This is a genomic window from Staphylococcus sp. GDH8C109P, from assembly GCF_017893405.1.
In the GTDB taxonomy this organism is placed as follows: domain Bacteria; phylum Bacillota; class Bacilli; order Staphylococcales; family Staphylococcaceae; genus Staphylococcus; species Staphylococcus cohnii.
Map to the genome: position 1 here is coordinate 238,498 of NZ_JAESMX010000019.1, position 23,545 is coordinate 262,042.

At 31.8% G+C, this 23,545-nt stretch carries 22 protein-coding genes, 2 tRNA genes and 1 pseudogene; 9 read left to right on the forward strand and 16 right to left on the reverse strand.

Annotated features, from left to right (window positions below):
- Positions 1 to 139: 139 nt before the first annotated feature.
- On the forward strand, positions 140 to 1,078 hold the full coding sequence (locus KA867_RS10730) for a 1,4-dihydroxy-2-naphthoate polyprenyltransferase (protein ID WP_192946843.1): 939 nt from the start codon (positions 140 to 142) through the stop codon (positions 1,076 to 1,078).
- Positions 1,079 to 1,166: 88 nt separating this feature from the next.
- Here the strand turns inward: KA867_RS10730 and KA867_RS10735 are convergent, their stop codons facing one another.
- A complete protein-coding gene (locus KA867_RS10735) occupies positions 1,167 to 1,718 on the reverse strand; it encodes a GNAT family N-acetyltransferase (RefSeq protein WP_210138005.1) in 552 nt (183 codons plus the stop codon).
- A 175-nt stretch (positions 1,719 to 1,893) separates the two neighbouring features.
- Here KA867_RS10735 and KA867_RS10740 point away from each other — a divergent pair, with 175 nt between their 5' ends.
- Positions 1,894 to 2,106, forward strand: a complete 213-nt coding sequence (locus tag KA867_RS10740; protein WP_210138006.1) for a TM2 domain-containing protein — start codon at positions 1,894 to 1,896, stop codon at positions 2,104 to 2,106.
- Positions 2,107 to 2,215: 109 nt separating this feature from the next.
- Complete coding sequence (locus KA867_RS13615) at positions 2,216 to 2,305, forward strand: SAR1012 family small protein (protein WP_019469096.1); 90 nt, start codon at positions 2,216 to 2,218, stop codon at positions 2,303 to 2,305.
- A 292-nt stretch (positions 2,306 to 2,597) separates the two neighbouring features.
- Here KA867_RS13615 and KA867_RS13475 read toward each other — a convergent pair.
- Positions 2,598 to 2,787: pseudogene (locus tag KA867_RS13475) on the reverse strand (nucleoside triphosphate pyrophosphohydrolase family protein); the annotation flags it as partial.
- A gap of 96 nt (positions 2,788 to 2,883) precedes the next feature.
- Here KA867_RS13475 and KA867_RS10745 point away from each other — a divergent pair.
- The gene (locus KA867_RS10745) at positions 2,884 to 3,225 is read left to right on the forward strand and encodes a magnetosome magnetite crystal formation protein family (protein ID WP_210138007.1); all 342 of its coding nucleotides are present in this window, start codon (positions 2,884 to 2,886) and stop codon (positions 3,223 to 3,225) included.
- A gap of 1,080 nt (positions 3,226 to 4,305) precedes the next feature.
- On the opposite strand, the gene KA867_RS10750 is transcribed toward KA867_RS10745, so the two are convergent.
- The 3 genes from KA867_RS10750 to KA867_RS10760 all read right to left on the reverse strand — a co-directional run bounded on the left by KA867_RS10750 (position 4,306) and on the right by KA867_RS10760 (position 5,188).
- Positions 4,306 to 4,394, reverse strand: a tRNA-Ser gene (locus tag KA867_RS10750).
- 2 nt (positions 4,395 to 4,396) lie between these two features.
- Positions 4,397 to 4,471: transfer RNA gene (locus KA867_RS10755), tRNA-Asn, on the reverse strand.
- Between the two features lie 153 nt (positions 4,472 to 4,624).
- Entirely contained in the window at positions 4,625 to 5,188 is a 564-nt protein-coding gene (locus KA867_RS10760) for a competence protein ComK (RefSeq protein ID WP_210138008.1), read from the reverse strand.
- A 251-nt stretch (positions 5,189 to 5,439) separates the two neighbouring features.
- On the opposite strand from KA867_RS10760, the gene KA867_RS10765 reads away from it, so the two are divergent.
- Positions 5,440 to 5,658 carry an IDEAL domain-containing protein gene (locus KA867_RS10765; RefSeq protein WP_019469091.1) on the forward strand — a complete coding sequence of 73 codons (219 nt, stop codon included), beginning with the start codon at positions 5,440 to 5,442 and terminating at the stop codon, positions 5,656 to 5,658.
- A gap of 78 nt (positions 5,659 to 5,736) precedes the next feature.
- On the opposite strand, the gene lplA is transcribed toward KA867_RS10765, so the two are convergent.
- Positions 5,737 to 6,726 carry a lipoate--protein ligase gene (gene lplA / locus KA867_RS10770; RefSeq protein WP_210138009.1) on the reverse strand — a complete coding sequence of 330 codons (990 nt, stop codon included), beginning with the start codon at positions 6,724 to 6,726 and terminating at the stop codon, positions 5,737 to 5,739.
- 197 nt (positions 6,727 to 6,923) lie between these two features.
- Between lplA and KA867_RS10775 the strand changes: the two genes are divergently transcribed.
- Together KA867_RS10775 and KA867_RS10780 are read left to right on the forward strand one after the other, a co-directional pair.
- Positions 6,924 to 7,109 (forward strand): YkvS family protein, encoded by a 186-nt coding sequence (locus tag KA867_RS10775; protein ID WP_002508073.1) that lies wholly within the window; start codon positions 6,924 to 6,926, stop codon positions 7,107 to 7,109.
- Positions 7,110 to 7,114: 5 nt separating this feature from the next.
- A complete protein-coding gene (locus KA867_RS10780; protein WP_107384867.1) occupies positions 7,115 to 7,717 on the forward strand; it encodes a CPBP family glutamic-type intramembrane protease in 603 nt (200 codons plus the stop codon).
- Positions 7,718 to 7,931: 214 nt separating this feature from the next.
- Here the strand turns inward: KA867_RS10780 and KA867_RS10785 are convergent, their stop codons facing one another.
- The 7 genes from KA867_RS10785 to KA867_RS10815 all read right to left on the reverse strand — a co-directional run bounded on the left by KA867_RS10785 (position 7,932) and on the right by KA867_RS10815 (position 17,386).
- The gene (locus KA867_RS10785; RefSeq protein ID WP_210138010.1) at positions 7,932 to 9,440 is read right to left on the reverse strand and encodes a bifunctional metallophosphatase/5'-nucleotidase; all 1,509 of its coding nucleotides are present in this window, start codon (positions 9,438 to 9,440) and stop codon (positions 7,932 to 7,934) included.
- A gap of 184 nt (positions 9,441 to 9,624) precedes the next feature.
- Positions 9,625 to 10,983, reverse strand: a complete 1,359-nt coding sequence (locus KA867_RS10790) for a TrkH family potassium uptake protein (protein ID WP_210138011.1) — start codon at positions 10,981 to 10,983, stop codon at positions 9,625 to 9,627.
- Between the two features lie 18 nt (positions 10,984 to 11,001).
- Positions 11,002 to 12,744 (reverse strand): S1C family serine protease, encoded by a 1,743-nt coding sequence (locus KA867_RS10795; RefSeq protein ID WP_210138012.1) that lies wholly within the window; start codon positions 12,742 to 12,744, stop codon positions 11,002 to 11,004.
- Positions 12,745 to 12,932: 188 nt separating this feature from the next.
- Positions 12,933 to 13,730: a TerC family protein gene (locus tag KA867_RS10800; protein WP_210138013.1), complete on the reverse strand. Its 798-nt coding sequence runs from the start codon at positions 13,728 to 13,730 to the stop codon at positions 12,933 to 12,935.
- A 367-nt stretch (positions 13,731 to 14,097) separates the two neighbouring features.
- Positions 14,098 to 15,660, reverse strand: a complete 1,563-nt coding sequence (locus tag KA867_RS10805) for a peptide chain release factor 3 (RefSeq protein WP_210138014.1) — start codon at positions 15,658 to 15,660, stop codon at positions 14,098 to 14,100.
- Positions 15,661 to 15,672: 12 nt separating this feature from the next.
- Complete coding sequence (locus tag KA867_RS10810) at positions 15,673 to 15,912, reverse strand: YueH family protein (protein ID WP_210138015.1); 240 nt, start codon at positions 15,910 to 15,912, stop codon at positions 15,673 to 15,675.
- A complete protein-coding gene (locus KA867_RS10815; protein ID WP_210138068.1) occupies positions 15,902 to 17,386 on the reverse strand; it encodes a UDP-N-acetylmuramoyl-L-alanyl-D-glutamate--L-lysine ligase in 1,485 nt (494 codons plus the stop codon). The genes KA867_RS10810 and KA867_RS10815 overlap by 11 nt, the downstream gene beginning before the upstream one ends.
- A 430-nt stretch (positions 17,387 to 17,816) precedes the next feature.
- Between KA867_RS10815 and KA867_RS10820 the strand changes: the two genes are divergently transcribed.
- Both KA867_RS10820 and ltaA read left to right on the forward strand, forming a co-directional pair.
- Entirely contained in the window at positions 17,817 to 18,992 is a 1,176-nt protein-coding gene (locus KA867_RS10820; protein ID WP_210138016.1) for a diglucosyl diacylglycerol synthase, read from the forward strand.
- Entirely contained in the window at positions 18,970 to 20,172 is a 1,203-nt protein-coding gene (gene ltaA / locus KA867_RS10825; RefSeq protein WP_210138017.1) for a lipoteichoic acid biosynthesis MFS flippase LtaA, read from the forward strand. Before KA867_RS10820 ends, ltaA begins: the two co-directional genes overlap by 23 nt.
- A 127-nt stretch (positions 20,173 to 20,299) precedes the next feature.
- On the opposite strand, the gene KA867_RS10830 is transcribed toward ltaA, so the two are convergent.
- The 3 genes from KA867_RS10830 to KA867_RS10840 all read right to left on the reverse strand — a co-directional run bounded on the left by KA867_RS10830 (position 20,300) and on the right by KA867_RS10840 (position 23,310).
- Complete coding sequence (locus tag KA867_RS10830) at positions 20,300 to 20,809, reverse strand: YjcG family protein (protein WP_019469079.1); 510 nt, start codon at positions 20,807 to 20,809, stop codon at positions 20,300 to 20,302.
- A gap of 85 nt (positions 20,810 to 20,894) precedes the next feature.
- Complete coding sequence (locus KA867_RS10835; RefSeq protein WP_210138018.1) at positions 20,895 to 21,641, reverse strand: esterase family protein; 747 nt, start codon at positions 21,639 to 21,641, stop codon at positions 20,895 to 20,897.
- Between the two features lie 97 nt (positions 21,642 to 21,738).
- A complete protein-coding gene (locus KA867_RS10840; RefSeq protein ID WP_210138019.1) occupies positions 21,739 to 23,310 on the reverse strand; it encodes an alanine/glycine:cation symporter family protein in 1,572 nt (523 codons plus the stop codon).
- Between the last annotated feature and the right edge of the window lie 235 nt (positions 23,311 to 23,545).

Consider the following 23,545-nt stretch of genomic DNA (forward strand, 5'->3'; position numbering starts at 1 on the left):
ACCACTTTTCACAATCTGTGTACGTTTTTCAGCTTATTTCATGTAGACATTTTTTACGTAAGTTGACCTTTACAACTTCTTCTATTAAAATTAATTTGATAAAAATTAATTATATTAAAAGAATTCGAGGTAAATTATTATGGCATCTCAATACCAACAATATTCAACGGTCAGAAAATACTGGCATCTAATGCGGCCACACACTTTGACTGCTGCAGTAGTTCCAGTTTTAGTAGGTACTGCAACTGCAAAAATATTCCTTCTAGGTAGTGAAGATCATTTAAAGCTTAGCCTATTCATAGCTATGTTAGTCGCTTGTTTACTTATCCAAGCAGCTACAAACATGTTTAACGAATACTATGATTTTAAAAAAGGCTTGGATGACCATACTTCAGTAGGTATCGGTGGCGCAATTGTGCGTAATGGCATGAGTCCAAAATTAGTCATGAACTTAGCCATAACGTTCTATATTATCGCAGCAATATTAGGCATATTTATCGCTTCCCAAAGTTCTTTCTGGTTACTACCAATTGGGTTAGTATGCATGGCCGTAGGTTACTTATATACAGGTGGACCATTCCCTATTTCTTGGACGCCCTTTGGTGAACTATTCTCCGGAATTTTTATGGGCATGATCATTATTTTAATTGCTTTCTTTATCCAAACTGGTAATTTACAAAGTTTAGCAGTATGGATTAGTATTCCAATTGTAATTACGATCGGGCTTATCAATATGGGCAATAATATCAGAGATTGGGCAAAAGATAAGGCAAGTGGCCGGAAAACATTACCTATTTTATTAGGGAAAAATAATGCTGTACGCTTTTTAGCATTGATGTATATCGTTGCTTATTTACTCGTTATCTACATTACTTTCTTTAAACCTGGTGGTTCAATTTTCTTCTTGCTAGCCTTATTGTCATTCCCAATGCCAATCAAAGCAGTTAGAAGATTTAAAAAGAACGACACACCTGAAACAATGATGCCTGCAATGGCTGCTACAGGTAAAACTAATACATTCTTTGGTTTCCTTTATGCATTAGGTATCTATATAAGTGCCCTATTAGGTGGTATTTAATAACAACTAATTTTAAGCTTTATGCTTATATATACAAAATCGTTCTTCATTCATTTGATGAACGATTTTTATTTTTAACAAATATAACCTAAATATGTACTAAGTGATAATGCATATGACCATATAAATCAAATTCACTTGCAATTTCAAAACCTAATTTTTCATAGACGCGTAATGCTGTAAGATTATCTATATCACAATTTAAACTCCATTTTTCATCTGGATAGTTCGCAATGACATGTTTGATTAATTTCGTTGCTACACCATTCCCACGGTATTGCGGAAATGTTGCTACAGTTTCAATATACCATTCATCATCATTAGCCTCTTTCATAGGCATAGGTGTACCATAGGATTTTATATCTGCTTCTAAGTCCATATCTAGCCACGCTTGTTCCAGTTCCAATTCCTTATTGCCTGGATATGCAATTAAACATCCTGCTACATTGCCATCAATTTCATACACCCATACATTACTAATATGTCCTCTATATTTAACATCTACCATGCTTTGTTCCATTATTTTTAGCAAACGAAACTTTTCGACTTCTTTTACCATATCGATATCTAATTGACTCCAAATGATATAACATAATTCTGCAATATCTTTTTTGTCACTAGGTTTAGCTTTTCTAATCATTTGATTTCTCCTTTATTTATAGCAATTATTAATTCTATTATATATGAATCAAATTAAAATTTCGATGTAATAACAACTTTATAACTCAAATTTTGTCACATGTTTTGTTTGTTCATTTTCACGATTTAAGAGATAATTAGAATAATAATTTAGATAACGAAAGGATATTATACACATGAAAGTAAACAAAGTCATTTACGTCGCGCTTGCATTTCTTTTAGGATGGTGTGGCATCCATAAATTTTACTCAAACCAATTACTACAAGGTATTATTCACTTAATATTTTTCTGGACTGGTATTCCCTATATTATTGCTATCATTAGTGGTATCTTAACAATTTTCTTTAACAAAGCAGATGAAAACGGGCTCATCACTTTCGAAAAATAGTTTTATACTAACGTTTTAAAAAATACACTTATATTTTCATTACTCTGATAATAAATGGGTAAAGGTATGTATGAAGCATGTATGAGTTTCGTTTAGGAGGTAAAAGTTTATGAATATTATAAAACGTGTTTTTAGAACACTGATTGTCGGTTATATTGTAAGAGGAATTAGAAACTTAATAAGTAAAAAAACAAAATAAATTCAAGCCCCACTAACTCAATATATTGAGTTAGTGGGGCTTATGTATGAGCAATGATTCCCCTGTCACATTGCAATAACGAAAAACAAAACCATATATTAATAAATCACCCTCTATTCTGTCCCCATTCACATCTAAAGTATTCATTCAAACTTACTTTTATGTTTTACTGAAAGGCAATTGTTATTTCTAATATTTGCTAATATTGTCGCATAATTTGTATTACGTATTTATCGAAAATTATCCGTACATACCAAAAACCCGTTAAATCAACGTATTACTTACGTCAACTTAACGAGAATACTGTATTATCTTTAGCGTCTTTTAAACCTTCCATTTTGTTATGTGATAATATTGCACAGACTTTACCAGCTTCTTCATAGAATTTTTAATATTCGCCTATCTAGCTTACCATTATGTAAGTTTTTATCTACACTCCATTGTTCTACTTGTATTACTAATTGATCTAATGTGTTAGCAATTTAAATGTTATCCCATATCTAACAATATCGTTAGGTTTTATATATTGCTTCAAATTTATTTTTTAAAATGTTTCAATTGTGTTGGAGACGATTAAATTGGAACAACCTAATAAAAGTCAAAATATTTTATCTGCACTAAGTTATTTTAGTATGCTTTTCGCACCAATTATATTTCCAATATTAGTTTGGATATTAGCTGAAAAGCCAACTTCTACACATGGTAGAAAAGCATTATTTAATCACATTTGGGTATATATTTTCTTTTTCTTAGCAAATGTAGGTTTCATCTTTTCTCGAGAAGTCTTCGATAAACCTTTTGACAATCAAGAAGTAATATCTAATGTTTCATTCGGAATAGGAATATTTTTATTACTAATTGCAGGTATTTTCTTCCTTTTTAACATCATTCGTGGTATCAAATTACTTACGAATAAGTAACATTCCCCATCCTTAACTGGGTGGTTTTTTTCTATCTTCTATATTTACTTGCTGACCAACTTAAGTAATAATTTTGTCATTTCATTTAACTTACGCTACTCAAAATTTTCAAATATATTAACATCCAATTCATTAGGAGTGCTAATATGAGCCTTATCATTTATACATTATTAATCTTTCTACCTGTATTCATTGTTATAGGAATAATTGAATATTTCACACACAAGAAAAAATGACAGTCTTGTAAGGTTTGTTTAAATGCTCTCTTCAATATGTTGTAATTAACTTATCAACTTTATGAAGGAGTTTTCAATATGTTTACAACTATACTTGTAATACTTACTATCCTTGCGATTATATTAGCTACAGCAATTCCAATAGCATTCATCGTATTAATAGTTAAAGTATTAAGTAATTAACTTTTTATAGCCATAATTGGTGATATTTTATGTTTATTCATCTCCCATATCGCTTAGTAGATTTCTAAATTCTTTTGTGCCGTCTATTTCATACATTTTCCGTAATATATTTCTTTAGGTTTGATGTTTAAGCTCTATAGAGAGTTGTTTTGCATTACATATACTCTAATAAATGCTTTTTTCAACTCTTGCATACGTTCTTTTGTTAAAAACGTACTATCCACCTACATTAAAAAGGATAAGATACCAAACCAATTTTAAGTATGTGAATTTTTTATCCTCTTTTAAGAATTACACAATATTTTTTAATCAAAATTATATTGTACACTCGCACACACAAACACCGTAAATTAATAAATGGAAATGTATATATTGAAAGAGAATAATAGGTCATGCAAACTTTGAAATTACTTGGAGCGTATATAGTCATTTACTAGAAGAATTAAAATCAGAGGAAGATAATCAGCTAGATGAAGCCCTTAATTTTTAATTGGACAACTAAACGGACAAAATAATTTTAAAACTGGTCAAATTGTCCACATGTTGACCAAAATTTATAGGATTCACTTTTATGTATTTTTTACAAAATAAAAAGAACGCTGATTTAACAACGTTCTTTCGTTATCCAAAGTATTCACTTGGAATGATTTTTCTGTTTTTACGGAAACGGAGGGATTCGAACCCTCGCGCCGCTCTCGCGACCTACACCCTTAGCAGGGGCGCCTCTTCAGCCAACTTGAGTACGTTTCCAATGGCTCCACAGGTAGGACTCGAACCTACGACCGATCGGTTAACAGCCGATAGCTCTACCACTGAGCTACTGTGGATAAATAGTATCTCTAATCAAGCACAAATATTATTATATCAATTAATAGCAAATTTTCAAGTCATATCACAAAAAAATATGCAGAACATTTACACTAAATTAATATAATATTCCGCATATTCCACTTTTACATCAATATTTTTAATAAACTTTACTATTTACTTTCAAACAAAGAGTACTTAGCGAGCGCTTCATATATATTTAATTGTGGTTTTGTATAATCTATAGGAGATTCTGGATCAAAAGTGGCAACTCTTGCTGCTCTATCCATCATATAATAGTAATAAATGCCATTTAAATATTGATGTTGCATGCTATGAGCTGAGATATTCACAATGATAGATTGATTATCAACAAAGTTCACTCTACATTTTTTATCTTTTAGTGATCTAATACTTTGAACATAATGGATATTAATCCATGTATTTTGTGTTTTTCTATCAGAATGTGTCGGGAAAAAATAAGTGGGAAATAATGGAGTAAATAAAATTGGGGGCTTGCTACTAATGCCTGTAATACGGATTGTGTCCTCTTTTTTAAAAACATAACTACTACCATAAAATCTACAAGAACGATCAATGATTTTATGGGTGCGTTCTTTTATCGTACTTTCGTCTTCTTTATATCTTAATACTCGTGTTCCTTCATATTGGCCAGCAGGCAAATGGCACGGTTGTAATGTCATATCACCTTTTTTTATAATATACGGTTGTATCATAGTTGTAACCTCCTTGCAGTTTTGGTGATACTCAAATAATATACTATCGTCATTTTAAAATCAACTTATATTATAAAATAATTTCTATATATTCTACAATTAAATTTTAGCTGCGAATCTTTTTCTATTTCTTAATTATTGAAAGTTTCGTATTACACTTATTTTTTCGGAAAAGTCAGAATATTCGTTGATTTAAAAATCAAAACCTTGTATAATATATTTTAAATATAGATAGAGGGGTTGTGTTGGCAATGAAACATAATACACATGTAAAATACAATACTTTAGAGTCTTTTGTTTCTACAATTAATGACTTAGGTATTGAATTAATTATTGATGAATCATTAAGGAATGTACGTAAACAGCAACTAGAAAATCTCATCGATCATGCGCTTAAAAATAAAAACGAGAATGATTTCAAACGCTATACAGAAGAATACAAAAATTTGGAGGCATATCTCGTTGGTTAATTTAGTCATAATTCATTTAAAATAAGGTCTATTCACTAATTAATTATAGTTAGCGAATAGACCTTTAATATTGTTCATTTAAGACATTAATCTGATTAACTCATATCTATCAATATCTCCAAAATAATGATAAATATCATACTCTGCTAAAGCTTCTTCTATACTATCAAAATCATGCAACGTACCTTCCAATGCATGTTCTAATTCAGTAACATCTCCTACGCCAAAGAAGTCACCGAAAATTTTAGCATGTTCAATTCTCCCCTTTTTAACATCCAGTTTAATTTGAACAAAACCTTTTTCAAATTTTTCTTCTCGCTCAAAATTATATTTAGGATTTCTACCATAATTCCATTCCCAAGTTCGATATTTTTCATTACTTAATTGCTCTATATTGGCCCAATCCTCCTCTGAAAGCTTATATTCTTCAACTTGTGTCGCCTCACCAAATATTGTTTTTAAAATAATTTCTTTGAAAGTATCAATATCTAATGGTTCAGTTAAAAATTCTGAGATGTTAGCAACTCTACTTCTCACAGATTTAATGCCTTTTGATTTGATTTTTGCAGGATTCACACGCAAAGCATTTTGAACTTCATTTAATTCACTGTTTAACATTAAAGTACCATGGCTAAACATTCTATCTTTTACTTTGACCATCGCATTACCGGAAATTTTAGCTTTACCGATTTGAATATCGTTTCGGCCACTCATTTCAGCATCTAAGCCAAGCGATTTCAATGCTTCTACAATAGGTTCAGTGAACTTTTTAAAATTATGAAAACTATTGCCATCATCATCTGTTATAAAACTAAAATTAAGGTTACCTGTATCATGATACACGGCACCGCCACCTGAAATACGTCTTACTACATCTATACCATGTTCATCAATATAGGGTTGATTAACTTCTTCAATCGTATTCTGATTTTTACCAATAATAATTGACGGACGATTGACATAAAACAGAAAATAACTATCGTCATTCGGCATGTGTTTTAATACATATTCTTCCATTGCCAAATTTAAAGTTGGATCGGTAATATCATTATTACTAATAAATTTCATTTACTGCACTCCTTTTCCTCTTAATACCCTTACCTTATTTATGCAATATTTTTATTAAAAATGCCAATCATTTAACTGATTTATACTAATTTTTCTAAAAAAAGAATGATAACTGTATATTTAAAGGTTATTTGTTTATTTGTCTGTTGTTTTTTTGTATAATACTATCTAGTTAGCATTTCTAGGGAGGATTCAATATGACTGTTGCAGAAGTCGGAAATATAGTGGAATTTTATGACGGTTTAAAAGGCCGCGTAGAAAAAATTAATGATAACTCTGTAATTGTAGATTTAACAATTATGGAAAACTTCAATGATCTAGACCTGCCTGAAAAAACTGTCATCAATCACAAACGATATACAATCGTCGAACAAGAAGGATAGTTTATATGAATAGAATTTCAAACGCTTTAATCTGGTTTATTGTAAGTTTTATCGTTTTTCACATTATTTTATATATAATGTGGGGCGAAAAGCAAGAATACTGGTACCTTTATACTGGTATCATGCTCATCGCAGGTATCAGTTATATCTTTTACCAAAGAGATATTGAATCAAAAAGATTATTAACATCTCTAGGGATAGGAATTATTACTGGTATCGTGCTCATTATTGTACAGCTTATTTTAGCGGTTATCTCATCAGATATTCAGTATACAGCACTGATTAAAGAGTTAACGCGAACAGGCGTATATTTTAAATGGCAAATGTTAGTTACATTATTATTTGTAATACCATGTCATGAACTCTATATGAGAACTGTATTGCAAAAAGAACTACTCAAATTAAACATTCCTATGTGGTTAAGTGTATTAATAACAGCAATTTGTTCTGCTTCTTTATTTTTCTATCTAGATAAAATGTGGATTGTTTTCTTTGTGTTTATCGTTCAAATTGTGCTTTCATTAAGCTATTATTATACGCGCAGAATTGCTACGACTGTAATAGCACAAATTGTTGCAGTTGTTATTCTATTAATTTTCCACGGTTAAATTGAAACGAAAACTCAGGCTTATGAATGATGTGAAAAAGGGTTGAGATATTAGCCCTCTTATCCAAACTTTAAAAGAGATTAACCATGAATGAAATGATCTCTGCACGAAAATAAACGCCAACTTCTATTGAAATAATATAGAAATTGGCGTTTTCTTTGGTTTTATAACATTTTTTACAGCTAATGATGACATTCAAACTTTATGTGTCCTATCAAATAATAACGTTAAATGTTTGTTTCTGTTCGATATGGTAATCATTATTTTTTAAATTTCTAGAAATTAATTCTACCATTGTAATTTCTCCAGTTTCATGTATGACAGCATTTTCTAAATACTGCTTGTAGTTTCTATAGCAGTAATCAGTCATGCTTACACGATACATGTGATCCAACTTAATATTTTCTAATGTTACACGGTGATAAGGTTCAGCATTCATATCTATGGTGTATTGAACACCTTGCCAAAACGTACATAAGGTTTCATCTACAATTGTTAAGCTCAATGCGCCGTCACTAAATTCTATATGTGAATAGCAATATTCTAAAATATCGTGAATTTGTTGACCTTTCATTGTTAAATCAACAGGTACATCTGGATGAGGATAAGCATTGAATAAATCTTCATTTGTAATGATGCCTCTGAGTCCTTCTTCACCACTCGTTGGTAAGTGCACACACGATATATCATAATCATAGGCTAACCGAATACTATCATGTAATAACTGTGTAAATGGATGTGGTTTTGTAATAACATCACTCAAACCATTTACCTCAGCTGATAAAGTATTTTCGTTAATGCTTTCTTCACTCCAATTACAAACTGTTTTTCTATCATAAAAAGTCAAATCTAATAATGCTTGGTCTTCTGGATAATGATTTAGATCTACGATTTTAGAATTGACATTTTCTAATTCATATGAATTTGTGCGCTTTTTAAAGTTTATTTTCACATGAATAAGTTGTTCAGCATTTTGTCCAGCTTGCACATAAAGCGTTTGATCATCTCTACCAATGAATGTTTGATGTTGATGACCAGTGATTAATAAATCAATAACGCCTAAAGTTTGCATTATTTTTTCCGCTTCATTAACATTTTGTTCACGTTTATTTGATGTTTTATTGAGTTGATTAAGCCCACCATGGTATATAACAATTAAAAAGTCAGGCATTTCACTTTCGTGAATAAATCGAATCCAGCGTTTAGAAGAGCGCAATGTCTTTTCAATCCGTACATCATTTTCCATTTCAAAATGTTCACGCTCCATTAAACCATCTGAAGTTAAACCCACAATTGCGATTTTTGCACCTTCAATTTCTTTAATTGTATATGGTGTAGAAAAATATGGTTCTTTCGTACGTTTATATTCAATATTAGCGGATAACCAAGGGAACCTCGACAATGATACAGCTCTCGAAAAGAATGACAGTCCAAATTTAAATTCATTAGGACTAATACCACTTGCATCGTATTGCATGGCATTCATTAATTTTATCATTGGATGACGCTTATACGGAGCTACAACTGCATAATAAAATGCTGCTAACGAACCTGCTAAACTACCGCCACTATCTAATAGGATAACGTGATCATTTGTTTCTCTAATATTTTTAACATAAGCGCCTGCTCTATAAATATTTGAATTATTTTCACCACTTTGAAAATAACTATGCATATCAGAAGTAGTAATAATGTCTATTGCGATTTTTTCACTTTTTTTCATACGCCTCTCCCCTCATTAATCATAGTCTAACACGTTTCTAAATTAGCTTGAAACAATTATGAACATATATGATTAGCAATATTTACTTCCTTTATTTCAAAATTAAAAGCACCAGCACATCATTTGTTAGATATACTGGCGCCATGGTCTCACAACTTATTAAGTTTAGATTTACTTTTGACAATTAACCAATTTGAACGCGTTCTTTAGGATAATGGAATTTATCTGGTTCTCTACGTCCACCAATCATAATGATAAAACTGATTAAGCCTACACGACCAATGAGCATCAATAGCATCAAAACACCTTTACTCATATCATTCACATCACCTGTAATACCCAGCGATAACCCACAGGTTCCAAATGCCGACATGACTTCGAAAAATGCTTGTAAAAATGATACCTTTCCATTTTCAACAACTAGTATAAAAATCATGCTCGTAAAAGTTAATATACTGGCCATGATAAATACAGCAAATGAACGTTGAACATCAGTAATGTGAATCTCACGATTAAATGCTTTGATAGATGTTTTTTCTGGTTGGTTGCTAAAGTTTAAAAGGAATAATATTAAAATAGCAAATGTCGTTGTTCTAATACCACCACCTACTGAACTTGGAGATGAACCTATAAACATCAGTATACCCATAACGATATTTGTACCTTCACCAAATCCACTTACATCAATAGTTTGAAGTCCTGCACTCCTAGTGGTAGCTGATTGAAACAATGCATAAAATAACGATTTATGCCAACTCATATTTTGAAAAGCTTGGTTATGTTCAAATAATAGAATAATTATCACACCAAAAATAAACAAACCAAAATATGTTACCGTTGTAATTTTTGCAAATAATGAAAATCTAAAATTAGGAATTCGATTTTTTATATATGCTTTCACTTCTATTAATACAGGAAAACCAATTGAACCTAACATAATTAAAAACATAACGATTGTTTGTACAAAATAGTCATTTGCATAAGGTATAAGTGACTGTCCTGTTATATCAAGTCCACCATTTGTCGTCGCCGATACCGATACAAATAATCCTTGCATGATTGCATATTGTATATCCGGGTTATCTCTATAAAAATAAAATGCTAATAGCGATGCACCAACAAGTTCTATAATGATGATTGTTCGAACAATATCTAAAATCAATTTCACAGTGCCACTCATCGTATGTTTATTATTATCTAGCATGATTAATTGGCGTTCGCGCATACCGATATGCTTACCTAAGACAACCCATAGCATGGTTCCGATGGCCATAACACCAATCCCACCCAAATTAAGTATCAGCATGATTATAACTTGACCAAAGGTTGTGTAAGTATCAATAATATTAACTGGCGTTAATCCTGTTACACTGACACCAGATACAGCAACAAACAACGAATCGATTGGATCTACAGACACATTGGACTTATGAACAAAGGGCAAGTTCAGCATTAAAAATGCTACAATAATTGCCACGATATAATACATTACAATCCCTTGTTGAGGACTTGATTTTTTTAACAATTGGTTGAAAATGGACAACGTTTCTTCACCTCAACGTTACTTCAGTTTAATCTTAATATCCTTTTCTTTACCATCTCTATAGATTTTAGCTGGTAATGTTTTTAAATCATCTTTATGATTAAAGATAATTTGTCTGTATCTAAGATTATCTTCTAATTCTTTACCATCTAATTCTACTATGACATCATTTTTTTGCAACCCAGATTTTTCACCTAATGAATCTTTTTTAACTTCACCTATAAATACGCCTTTTTTAACGTCTTCTGGTAAATTAATAGATTGCTTTGTAGCCTCATCAATATCTCCAATATTAGCAATCTTTACGCCAGTGTTAGGATATTTGACTTCACCTTTAGCTTCTAACTGCTTGGCAATATCTTCAGCGTCATTGATTGGTATAGCAAAGGCGATACCCTCAACATTATCCATATCTATTTTTAGTGATGCTATACCTACTAACTTACTATTTCTATCGATAACTGCACCACCTGAGTTACCTGGATTTACAGGTGCGTCTATTTGAAAAGCACTCATTAATACATCAAATTGATCATCTTTATTGATATCTACTGGTATGTGTCTATTCAAACCTGAAATAATACCATCAGATATACTACCTTTAAAGTCTACACCTAAGGGATTTCCTACTACTATGATCGGTTCACCTAGTACTAAAGTACTGGAATCGCCTATTTTAATTGGCTTCACTTTACTATCTGATTTTACTTTAGCTTTAACAACGGCGATATCTGAATATTTATCCGTTCCAATAACTTTTCCAATAGAATAGTCATCATTACCATATGTAATCTTTTGTTCTTTTTTATCTCCAACTACATGTGCGTTGGTCATAATAAAAATAGAGTCGCCCACTTTTTTGTAGACGACACCTGAACCTAATTCATTTTCTTTACCTGCTTCTTGTGTCTCTTTTTCAGCAGAAGTCCTATCATCACTCGTATCATTTTCAACAGTTACTACGGAATGAATTGCACTGTTCGCACTTTTCATTGTTGCTGTATAAGTCTTATCTTTATTTTGATTATCATGAAAGACATGATCATTTGAAGTACCATTTTCATCAACATTTTTGAATATAGCCTGTATGAGTGTCAGTAAAACAATAACTGCCACAACAATTAGAATTTTGGCCCAATGTTCAATAAAGAAAGCCTTAATTTTATCTAGCGTGTTAGGCGTATTATGGTACTTATTTTCTGTGTTAGAATTCGCATATTCCCTAGAACTTTTTTGTTGTGGAGTTTGTTCATCATTATTCAAATAATAATCAACTCTAGATTGTTGCGCATTTTCTGAATAAAAGTTCTGTTCTTGTTCTTTTTCAGGTGGGACATTTTGTTCATTTGACGATGTACTGTCATTTTGAGTCTCGCTCACAGTGTGTACTGATTTTGAGTCTTTTCTATTTTCTTCTGCCACCATATCGTCGTTTTCATTATATGAATGATTGATGTTATTTGCTGAAGTTGTTTCATTGCGCTGTGTGTCTTCTTGCGTATGTTTGGAATTCTGTGCTGCAGCAATCGCTTGTTGTTGCTGAATTTCTTCTTGTGTTAGCTTTTCAATACGTGCTTTTCTTAAATTTTCTTTCACACGTTCTTCATTATTTTTAGCAAGTATTTCAGCTTTTTCTTCGCGCTGTTTTCTAGCTTTACGCTCTTGTTGCACACGTTGTTCCCGTTCCTCGTTATGAAAGTATTCACGTCGTTTACGTCCATACTTTACTTTTGGGATGACATGTTTTTTATTTTGCGTCACAGTAAGCCCCCCTATTACTTTTGATTACAATTCTATTATGACATAACATATATAATTTTTCTGCTTTATTTTGTCATATAAAGTTAGCATACTACAGATTATAGTCTCTTTTAGTAAAAAATTCTAACTTTATCACATATAGAGCAAAAAGCCTGAGTCATAAATTTTATGACTCAGGCTTACATATATTATTTATGTTCTTTTTTATTTTTTTTAACAGATGTTAACCAACCGATAATTACAAGTGCAATCATGACCGTCCAGAAAATTGATTGCCATAATACACTGTGTGGGAAATGTTCTGGTAATATTTTAATATCAGGGTGTGCTAGCACCATAATTACTAATTTAATACCTACCCAACCTACAATCGCAAATGCAGCGCCTTCTAAACCAGGATATTTGTTCAATAAATTTACAAACCAAGTGGCTGCAAAACGCATGATGATCACACCTAGCATACCGCCTAGGAACATGACTGCAAATTGACCAAGGTCCATACCGCCAAAGTGTATACCAACAGTAGGTAAAGTTACTGCAATAGCAAGTGCAGCTAACATAGAATCAATCGCAAATGCTATATCAGCAAATTCTACTTTTAATACTGTACCCCAAAATGCTTTTGGACTTGCATGTATTTCCTCACCCGATTCATCATAATGATGATCATCAGTACCATCCTCTTTTTGATGATCTTTTTCTTTAAAGAATGAAATGAGATTTTTAATCGACATGTATAATAAGTAAATTGCACCAAGCGCTTGAATCCACCAAAAATGTGCAATAATGCTTATTAAGAATAAAGAAATAAAACGGAAAATAAATGCGCCTAACAGTCCATAGAACAATGCTTTTTTACGTTGTTCAGGTGGCAAATGTTTAACCATAACTGCCATTACAACAGCATTATCTGCTGCTAATAAACCTTCTAAAAATACCAGTACTACTAGAACCCATAAATAAGGTAAAATCAAACTCGGATCCATTTAGGACAACTCCTTTAGTTTTTTTACATAAAAATAGAGACCTAAGCTAATTAAATGCTACACACATTTTTTAATCATATACACCCACTAAAGTAAATTAAACTTTCAGTCTTATATAATTTGTATGTTTGTAACATTTATAAGCAAAGGTCTCACTCGACAGTATTTTTCCTGCCCATTTTACCGGAAACGTTTAACGTTTCGTAATGACGACAAAATGACTATGTTAAAAAGATATATAAAACAGATATTTTATGATGATATGACTATCTCATATTTCTCTTTAAAAACAGTTGAGTTACTCCCCTCCGACTACAAAGTCATAGGTATTCTATTAATAATATAGTATTATACACAATTAATCATGTTATAACAAACTGTATAATTTAATTTCCGGAAATTTTTCTTCAAACCATCTCGTTGCAAATTCATTTTCAAATAAGAAGACATAATTATCATAAACATCTTTTACTAGTATAGAACGAGAAGAACTCATTTTATCTTTAATATCTTCTTCATTTTCAATCCATCTTGCAATTTTTGGACCAACCGGTTCCATGATGACATCAACATTATATTCATTTTTAAGTCTATGTTCAAAAACTTCAAATTGTAGTTGACCAACTGCACCAATGAGAATTTGATTCGTATGCAGTGCTTTATAGTATTGAATGGCACCTTCTTGAACTAACTGTTCAATTCCTTTATGGAAGTGTTTTTGTTTCATGACGTTTTTCGCAGAAACTTTCATAAATATTTCTGGTGTAAACTGTGGTAATTCTTGGAAACTGAATTTTTGATTTCCACCTACTAATGTATCTCCAATTTGGTAATTACCTGTGTCATACAAGCCTATAATATCTCCAGCGACTGCATGATTGACAGTTTCTTTGTCATCAGCCATAAATGAAGTTGAACGTGTTATTTTTTGTTTCTTTTTCGTTCTTTGTAATGTAACATCCATACCTCGTTCGAAAGCACCACTAACAACCCTCATAAATGCAATTCTGTCTCTGTGTTTAGGGTCCATATTCGCTTGGATTTTGAAAATAAAGCCTGAAAAATCTGTATCATATGGTGTAACTTCTATATCTTCTTTCGTTTGTCGAGCACTTGGCATAGGGGCATGATCAACATAAGCATTTAAGAAATTTTGTACACCAAAGTTTGCTAACGCTGACCCAAAGAACACTGGTGTTAAATCACCTTTTCTCAAAGCTTCATTATCAAATGTTTCTCCCGCTTCTTCTACCAACATTAATTCTTCTATTGCTTGTGTAAAGGCACTATCATTTTTAATTTTATGATCTTCTTCCAATTCATAATCATCATTTAAATGAAGCACATTTTGTTCGTCTCTAAAAGGCTCAATCGTATGTGTATCTCGATCAATGATACCAAAGAAATTTTGTCCCATACCCACTGGCCAATTCATAGGATATGTTTCGATTTCCAAAGTAGACTCGATTTCATCCAATAATTCAAACGGTTCTTTACCTACTCTATCTAATTTATTGATAAATGTGAAAATAGGAATGCCCCTCATTTTACAAACTTTGAATAGTTTTAAAGTTTGCGGTTCAATACCTTTCGCACAATCTATAACCATTACAGCACTGTCCACGGCCATTAATGTTCTATATGTGTCTTCAGAAAAATCTTCATGTCCAGGCGTATCTAAAATGTTAATTTTGTAATGATCATAATCAAATTGCATCACTGAACTTGTCACTGAGATACCACGTTCTTGTTCAACTTTCATCCAGTCACTTGTCGCAAATTTACCGCTTTTTTTACCTTTTACAGTCCCTGCTTCTCTAATTGCACCACCAAATAATAGTAACTTTTCTGTTAATGTGGTTTTACCAGCATCTGGATGGGAAATAATCGCAAAAGTTTTTCTGGATTCTACTTCTTCCTTTATACTCATTTGTTCTCTCCTTTAATTCTCAAATATCGATTGACCAATATCATCAGCAATTTGTACTGCTGTTGACTCATCAAGTAACGTAAACAAGTGTATCACAAGTTCCTCCTTGATATCATCATCATTTAACGAAGTATCAATTTCTAATGACCAATTCAAGTCTGGTATTGCCAAAAGCAAGACTTCATCGTTATCATTTTTATAAATATAACTACGGACTGTTACATCATTCAAAGTGATAAGTCTAATCTCCATTCGGGCCACCGCCAAACTTTTTATAAGCTGCTTCTAAACCGATTAAATCATCTCGATGTGGTACTTTTACATGACCAGGCATAATTTGGTAAGGTTCACGTCCCTTAGAAGCCAAGACAACTGTATCGCCAGGATTAGCAATTTCAATAGCATGACGAATCCCCTCTGCACGGTCTTCAAATTCTATATAATTATTATGTGTTGCGCCTTTAGCGAGTTCGCTTGTTAATTTTTTAGGGTCATCATTTGCTGGGTTGTCTGGTGTAAAAATAACGTAATCCGCTCTACAAGCGACGCGCCCCATTTCAGGTGTTTTACCCATATCTCTTTCTCCAGCCATACCACACAAGAAAATTAATTTTTGTTTTGCAAAAGGTTTCACAGCATCTATCAGTTTATCCATACCATCCGCTGTATGTGCATAATCAATAATTAAATTAATTGGCAATTGTGGATCTAAAACTTCAAGTCGACCTTCAACAGGTTCTAAATTTTCTACGGCTTGAATAATTTCTTCTAACGTAGCACCTTTTGCCCAGACAGCTATCATTGCAGCCATAATATTAGAAACGTTGAAGATGCCTACATAGGGTGACTTTACAGAAAATGTACCTTCAGGTGTATTAAAATCAAACGTTACGCCTTGTAATGACTCATTAATATTTTCAGCCATAAATTGTGCACGTTCATTTATGCCATAGGTAAAGACTTCATAAGGTGTAACTGAAGCTAAATATTCTGAAAATCCGTCATCTTGATTTAATACAACATATTTTTCTTTTGATAAATCTTCACCTAACTGGCTGAATAATAATGATTTAGCATGACCATAAGCTTCCATTGTGCCATGAAAGTCTAAATGATCTTGCGTTAAATTTGAAAATACCGCCACATCAAAATTAACGCCACTTAAACGTCCCAATGACAAACCATGACTTGATACTTCTAAAGTCATAGCTTGGGCTTGCTTTTCTACAGCTTCATGAATTTTTTTAGTTAGCGCTACTGTTTCAGGGGTTGTGTTTGTACCTTTAGATTTTTCCTCATTAATTTGGAAACCATTAGTACCTAAATAAGCACTACCTTTATCTAATTTTCTATATATATGATGTATCATTGTCGCTATAGATGTTTTACCATTGGTTCCAGTAATACCGTATGTAGTTAGTTGTTTACTTGGATAATTAAATAGTACATTTACGAGTAAACTGGCAACACGCAACGTGTCAGGAACGATAACTTGAGTTACATCACCTTTCAACAATTGTTCATGATTTACTACAATGACTTTACAGCCTTGATTTACAACATCTTGACAAAATTTATGACTATCGACTGTATAACCTTTAGAAGCAACAAATATACTTCCTTCTTTAGCAGTACGCGAGTCTGTTGTTATATCATTAACATTCATATCTAATGTACCTATCACTTGTTTAACTCTTATTTTTTTAAACAACACATTTGCATTCAACATTAACCGCTCCTTTATTTCCAATACTTCTATTATACACATTTTCAAGTGATTTTATAGAAACTAATATTGCTATTTATTTCTTTCTCTACTATTATATATTTTTCGTTTTCATTTAAAAAATTTTATAACTATCATGAGCAAAAACTAGATTCAGATTGTTAATCATATGTAATTCATTGTGTAGATTTTCTTTTTTATTTGTTTAGTTTCTTTTAAGGTTGCTTATTTTAAAAGAAAGCGTGGTATGGTATACATATAGAACAATCTAAATTTAGCGTGATATAATTTTTAAAAATAAGTATGAATCATTTTCTATGCGCTTGTAAAATGATATAATCCCTAATAATTATGTTTTTTCTTTCGCATGACAATAAAATGCGTTAAACTTAGCATGAGCTAAATTTATACTATTGGAGGGTGACTCAAAATGGTTACTCGTAACAAAAAAATATTGATTATTACTGGTTCTTTTGGTAATGGACATTTACAGGTTACTCAAAGCGTAGTAAACCAATTCAATGAAATGAATCTAGACAATTTAACTGTCATTGAACATGATTTATTTTTAGAAGCTCACCCAATTTTGACTTCTATATGTAAAAAGTGGTATATCAATAGTTTCAAGTATTTCAGAAATATGTACAAATCTTTTTACTATAGTAAACCTGACCAAATAGACAAATGTTTCTATAAATATTATGGATTAAATAAATTAATTAATTTATTACTAAAAGAAAAACCAGATTTAATATTGTTGACCTTCCCTACGCCAGTAATGTCTGTATTAACAGAACAATTTGATATGAATATCCCAATCGCCACAGTTATGACAGATTATAGATTACAAAAGAATTGGGTTACACCACATTCTCAAAGGTATTACTTGGCAACTGAAGAATTAAAGGATGAATTTGCTGAGATAGGGATTCCAAGACATCAATTAAAAGTTACTGGCATTCCAATATCTGATAAATTCGAACAAGATATTGATCAATCTTCATGGTTACGTCAAAATAATTTGAATCCAGATAAACCAACAATACTTATGTCCGCAGGTGCTTTTGGTGTTTCTAAAGGATTCGGTCAAATGATTAGTGATATTTTGACTAAAAGTCCACAATCACAAGTAGTCATGGTTTGTGGTAAAAATAAAGAGTTGAAACGCACATTATCTAGTCAATTTAAAAATTATGATAACGTACTTATCTTAGGTTATACAAAACAGATGAATGAATGGATGGCATCAAGTCAGTTGATGATTACAAAACCAGGTGGCATCACAATTTCTGAAGCACTAACCCGACAAATTCCAATGATTTTCTTAGATCCTGCACCTGGCCAGGAGTTAGAAAACGCGCTTTATTTTGAAGAAAAAGGTTACGGCACTATCGCTTATTCACCTGATGAAGCTATTCAGCAAGTAGCATCATTAACAAATCATTCAACTTCACTAGTGGAAATGTCTAAAGCAATGAGTGAATCGCGCATTCCATATTCAACATATAAATTATGCAAAGATTTGTTAGATCTTCTAGACCATTCAACACGTTATGAAGAAGTTTATGGAAAGGTTCCTTTATATGCAAAGCTCTTCGTTAAATAATACTAATTACAATTCAAGTAAAAATTTTATTATTATGTTGATTATTTTATTTTTAATGGAGTTTGCTAGAGGTATGTATGTGTTGAGTTATTTAGCATTACTTCCAACGGCAACTTCTATTGCGGTAGGTGTTACATCTATCGCTATTTCTATTCACTTTATTGCTGATGCAACAACCAACTTTGTCATAGGTTTTTTACTTAAACGGTTAGGTACAAAACTTGTTTTGACACTTGGATTTTTATTAGCGTTTGGTAGTTTGTTCTTAGTCATTTGGTTTCCTACATCACCTATTGTGCTAATCACAAGTGCAATATTACTAGGTATCGCAGTGAGTCCTATTTGGGTCATTATGCTTGCAAGTGTAGATGAAAATAATCGTGGTAAACAAATGGGTTATGTTTACTTCTCATGGTTACTAGGTTTATTAGTTGGAATGGTTGGAATGAACTTAATTTTTAAATTCCATCCAACTCGTTTCGCTTTTATGATGTCATTAGTCGTACTAATTGCATGGATTCTATACTATTTCGTTAAAATAAGACTGACTAATTATAATACAAAACCTGTAAAACAACAGTTAGGTCAAATTGTAAATGTCACTAAACGTCATTTAATTCTGTTTCCAGGTATTTTATTACAAGGTGCTTCTATCACTGCCTTAGTACCGATATTACCTACATATGCAACAAAAGTCGTGGGCGTTTCAACAGTTGAATATACGATCGCAATTATCGTTGGTGGCATAGGTTGTGCCATTTCTATGTTATTTTTATCTAAAATTATAGACAACAATGGCACATTATTTATGTATGGTATCATTTTTAGTGGATTTGTTTTATATACTTTAATGATATTTGCGTTATCTATTATTACGGATATTAAATTAGTTTGGGGCTTAGCATTATTTATCGGCCTAATGTATGGCATCTTGTTACCTGCATGGAATACTTTTATGGCAAGTCATATACACATGGATGAACAAGAAGAGACTTGGGGCGTGTTCAATAGTGTACAAGGTTTTGGCTCTATGATTGGTCCACTCGTAGGTGGTTTAATCACAGAATTCTCTAAATCTGTTAATAATACTTTTTATTTCTCAGCATTAGTATTTTTATTTTTAGCAATATTTTATGGTATTTATTTTGTTAAAAATAAAAAACACCATACACACACTTAACTATATTTAGCAATGTTCAATATACAAAAGAGTCGCCATCAATTTTTTAGATAAATTCTAAAATGATAGCGACTCTTTTAAGTTTCAATATTACCATAGATTGAAATGATAACTTTATATAAAAAAATTATGCAAAATTAAAATTCTCTAAGACTTTCCATTTTTCCGCACTTTCATCATAATAAACTAAAGAAAGTTGCTCGATTGCCTCTTTATAGTCAATACCCGCTAAGTTCAATTGACCAAAAATGTCTTCGAACTCTTGACTAGTCAAACCTTGTGCAATTGTAAAATGTGGTACAAATGGATGTTCAGGACGACCATAAAAATCACCACTATTAAATTGATTAAATAATTTTTCTAAATTGTCTGTTTTGGCAACTTTAAAATAAATTACATTTGTAATTGGCGCAAAGTTTGAAGCCTTTGTCGCGTGTACTTCAATCGGTGGTATTCCCTCGATTCTTGATTTGATTGTCTCTTTGACAGCGTCAAGATCACCTTCGTTTATTTTAAAATGCTCTTTAATCGTAATGTGTGGCATTATCGTTGCATAGTGAGCATCATAACGTTTACGATATGCATTTACTTCATCTTGAAACGCTTTTGACGGAATTAATGCTAATCCTAAAATCATTTAAATTCCTCCTTTGTTTAACATAACTACATTATATCAAATTTCACAAAAATTCGTTACTTTTAACTAAATTTCCTACAGATAATTAAAAAGAAATATTATCTGATAAAAAATATTTTAATAAATCTTCTAATAAATGTTTCCAAGATTTCCATCTATGACCACCATCAAACTCTGTATAATGATAAGTAATATCACTACGTTCGATAATTGATTTCAGCTGGCGATTAGGTGTTAAAAAATCCGCTTGTTTACCTGTCGTTGGTAAAGCAAAGTTTTTTTCTTCTAATCCAATTGCATGCCATATTGTCAATTGTTCTTGAAATTGACATCGTTCGATTAATGTTTTTATCACTTCATCATGTTGAGGACTCAATAATCCTACTTGGCTAAAAACTCTTGGATAAGATAATGCAGTAATCAAAGCTGCACTTCCAGCTAAACTGTCACCTAAAATAACTCTGCCATTTCCTACTTTATACGTTGGGAATTGAGCATCTATAAACGGTAAAATTTCATTCGCCATACATTTTACCGTTAAAGCCGTTTTTGCTCCTTGGGGATGAAATTCTGTTCTCCTTTTTTCAACATCTTCATAATGAAAACCTACAAATATTGCTCTTTCTACTTCATTTGTTTCCCATAATTTTTCATATGTTCTGTGTATTCTGCCAAAGCTAAAAAAGTCTAAACCATCAAAACAAAAGACGACTTTGTATTTAAATAGCTCTGTAAAATCTTTAGGTAAATAAATAGAAAGTGTAATGTCTCTATCTAATATGTCACTTGAAAAATTAATTTTATTAATTCGCCCTGCTTGAAAATTGTCCATAAAATAATGCGCCCCCTCATAGTCTTAATGACATTGTATCAAGAGACGCAATATTTTAAAATAACTCGTATTTATTTGTCTTAGTGACATATGTTTTTTAGTCGTTAATATTCTCTTTTTTTAGACGTTCAGGATAATCTTTCAGCCAAAATACAGCATTGGGTACTTTTTCAGCGTCTGGTTTATAAATAGCTTTTTTACCCGATCCTAAACGTTTTTTCTGCAATTCATAGTCTTTCAATGCACTTATAGCTGGTTTGTGTAATAGCCAAATTGCTATGATATTAAGCCAGGCCATCATACCTACACCTAAATCTCCCATCAGCCACGCAATATCCGCCGTTTTCACTGCGCCATAAACGGTTGCAAGAATTAATACAATTCGCGTTATATTGATAAATATAAAGGAAGTCTTATAATTTGTGTTTCTTGTTAAGTATGCAATATTGGTTTCTGCAATATAGTAATAAGCCAATATAGTAGTAAAGGCAAAGAAAAACAAAGCAATTGCTATAAAATAAGATCCAAATCCAGAGAACGATGGATCAAAATGATAACTTCCACCTTGTAATGCTTTGTCTATACCTGCTTGTGCATACATTGCAGTTCCAGAATAATCTTTATCTCCATTTGACATTTCAACAAAGATACCATTATCTTTTATTAAACTTGCTTTATCACTTGGTGTGTTACCGCCATCTGTTACATTATATGTACCAGAAAGCAAGATGATCAATGCTGTTGCAGTACAAACAAACAAAGTATCAACGTAAACTGAAAACGCTTGCACCAAACCTTGTTTTGCTGGGTGTGATACCTCTGCTGCTGCAGCTGCGTGTGGTCCTGTACCTTGTCCGGCCTCATTTGAATAAAGACCTCTTTTGACACCTATTTCAATCATTGCACCTACTATTCCACCAAAAGCAGCTTCCATACCAAATGCAGATTTGAAAATTAATGCAAATAATGAAGGAACCGCTTCAATATTAAGTATGATAATAATTACCGCCATTAAAATATAAAATACTGCCATAAATGGTACAACTGCAGTCGCTGCATTAGCAATCCACTTTATTCCTCCAAAAATGATTAGACCGATAATAATTGCTAAAAATATGGCTACAATCCATGGATTTAATTGAAATGCATTTTTCATAGAACTAGATATAGCATTTGATTGAACACCTGGTAATAACAATCCGACTGAAATCACAGTGACGATTGCAAAGATCAGGCCATATATTTTACCAAGTTTCCCCTTTATACCATATTCAATATAAAATGCTGGTCCACCTCTATATTGTCCCTTTTCTTCACGTTTATATATCTGACCTAGTGTCGATTCTATAAATGCACTACTCGCCCCTAAAAATGCTGTTGCCCACATCCAAAATACGGCACCCGGTCCACCAATAAATATCGCTGTTGATACCCCAACAATATTACCTGTACCTACACGACCTGCTAACGATAATGCGATTGCTTGAAAACTTGAAATACCTGTTGGTGACTTTTCCCCTTGAAACATAAGTCGAATCATTTCTTTAAAGTGTCTGACTTGGAAAAATTTCATAAATAGTGAAAATAATATACCAGTGATTAACAAACCATAAACTAATGGTTTGCTCCATACTATGTCATAGAGCCAAGTTAAAAAACCTTCTATCATAACGTATCCCCCTTGTTATACCATTAAAGAAAATGATATTTTTTTATATTATACACATATGTTATATTCCGCGCAACGCATTATATAAGTTATTATTTTCACAAATTATATATTTTGCTATGAATTTTTTGTATAAATAACATTAATGTATTTAATATTTATATTATCTTATAATGCACTACGCATTACTGATTTCACTTTCCTTTTACTCTGAAATTGCAATCAATCTTCACAC

Bases quoted from the DNA above. Each gene is read 5' to 3' on its own strand.
- KA867_RS10730 (WP_192946843.1), top strand. From the start codon at position 140: ATGGCATCTCAATACCAACAATATTCAACGGTCAGAAAATACTGGCAT.
- KA867_RS10735 (WP_210138005.1), bottom strand. From the start codon at position 1,718: ATGATTAGAAAAGCTAAACCTAGTGACAAAAAAGATATTGCAGAATTA.
- KA867_RS10740 (WP_210138006.1), top strand. From the start codon at position 1,894: ATGAAAGTAAACAAAGTCATTTACGTCGCGCTTGCATTTCTTTTAGGA.
- KA867_RS13615 (WP_019469096.1), top strand. From the start codon at position 2,216: ATGAATATTATAAAACGTGTTTTTAGAACACTGATTGTCGGTTATATT.
- KA867_RS10760 (WP_210138008.1), bottom strand. From the start codon at position 5,188: ATGATACAACCGTATATTATAAAAAAAGGTGATATGACATTACAACCG.
- KA867_RS10765 (WP_019469091.1), top strand. From the start codon at position 5,440: ATGAAACATAATACACATGTAAAATACAATACTTTAGAGTCTTTTGTT.
- lplA (WP_210138009.1), bottom strand. From the start codon at position 6,726: ATGAAATTTATTAGTAATAATGATATTACCGATCCAACTTTAAATTTG.
- KA867_RS10775 (WP_002508073.1), top strand. From the start codon at position 6,924: ATGACTGTTGCAGAAGTCGGAAATATAGTGGAATTTTATGACGGTTTA.
- KA867_RS10780 (WP_107384867.1), top strand. From the start codon at position 7,115: ATGAATAGAATTTCAAACGCTTTAATCTGGTTTATTGTAAGTTTTATC.
- KA867_RS10785 (WP_210138010.1), bottom strand. From the start codon at position 9,440: ATGAAAAAAAGTGAAAAAATCGCAATAGACATTATTACTACTTCTGAT.
- KA867_RS10800 (WP_210138013.1), bottom strand. From the start codon at position 13,730: ATGGATCCGAGTTTGATTTTACCTTATTTATGGGTTCTAGTAGTACTG.
- KA867_RS10805 (WP_210138014.1), bottom strand. From the start codon at position 15,660: ATGAGTATAAAGGAAGAAGTAGAATCCAGAAAAACTTTTGCGATTATT.
- KA867_RS10810 (WP_210138015.1), bottom strand. From the start codon at position 15,912: ATGGAGATTAGACTTATCACTTTGAATGATGTAACAGTCCGTAGTTAT.
- KA867_RS10820 (WP_210138016.1), top strand. From the start codon at position 17,817: ATGGTTACTCGTAACAAAAAAATATTGATTATTACTGGTTCTTTTGGT.
- ltaA (WP_210138017.1), top strand. From the start codon at position 18,970: ATGCAAAGCTCTTCGTTAAATAATACTAATTACAATTCAAGTAAAAAT.
- KA867_RS10830 (WP_019469079.1), bottom strand. From the start codon at position 20,809: ATGATTTTAGGATTAGCATTAATTCCGTCAAAAGCGTTTCAAGATGAA.
- KA867_RS10835 (WP_210138018.1), bottom strand. From the start codon at position 21,641: ATGGACAATTTTCAAGCAGGGCGAATTAATAAAATTAATTTTTCAAGT.
- KA867_RS10840 (WP_210138019.1), bottom strand. From the start codon at position 23,310: ATGATAGAAGGTTTTTTAACTTGGCTCTATGACATAGTATGGAGCAAA.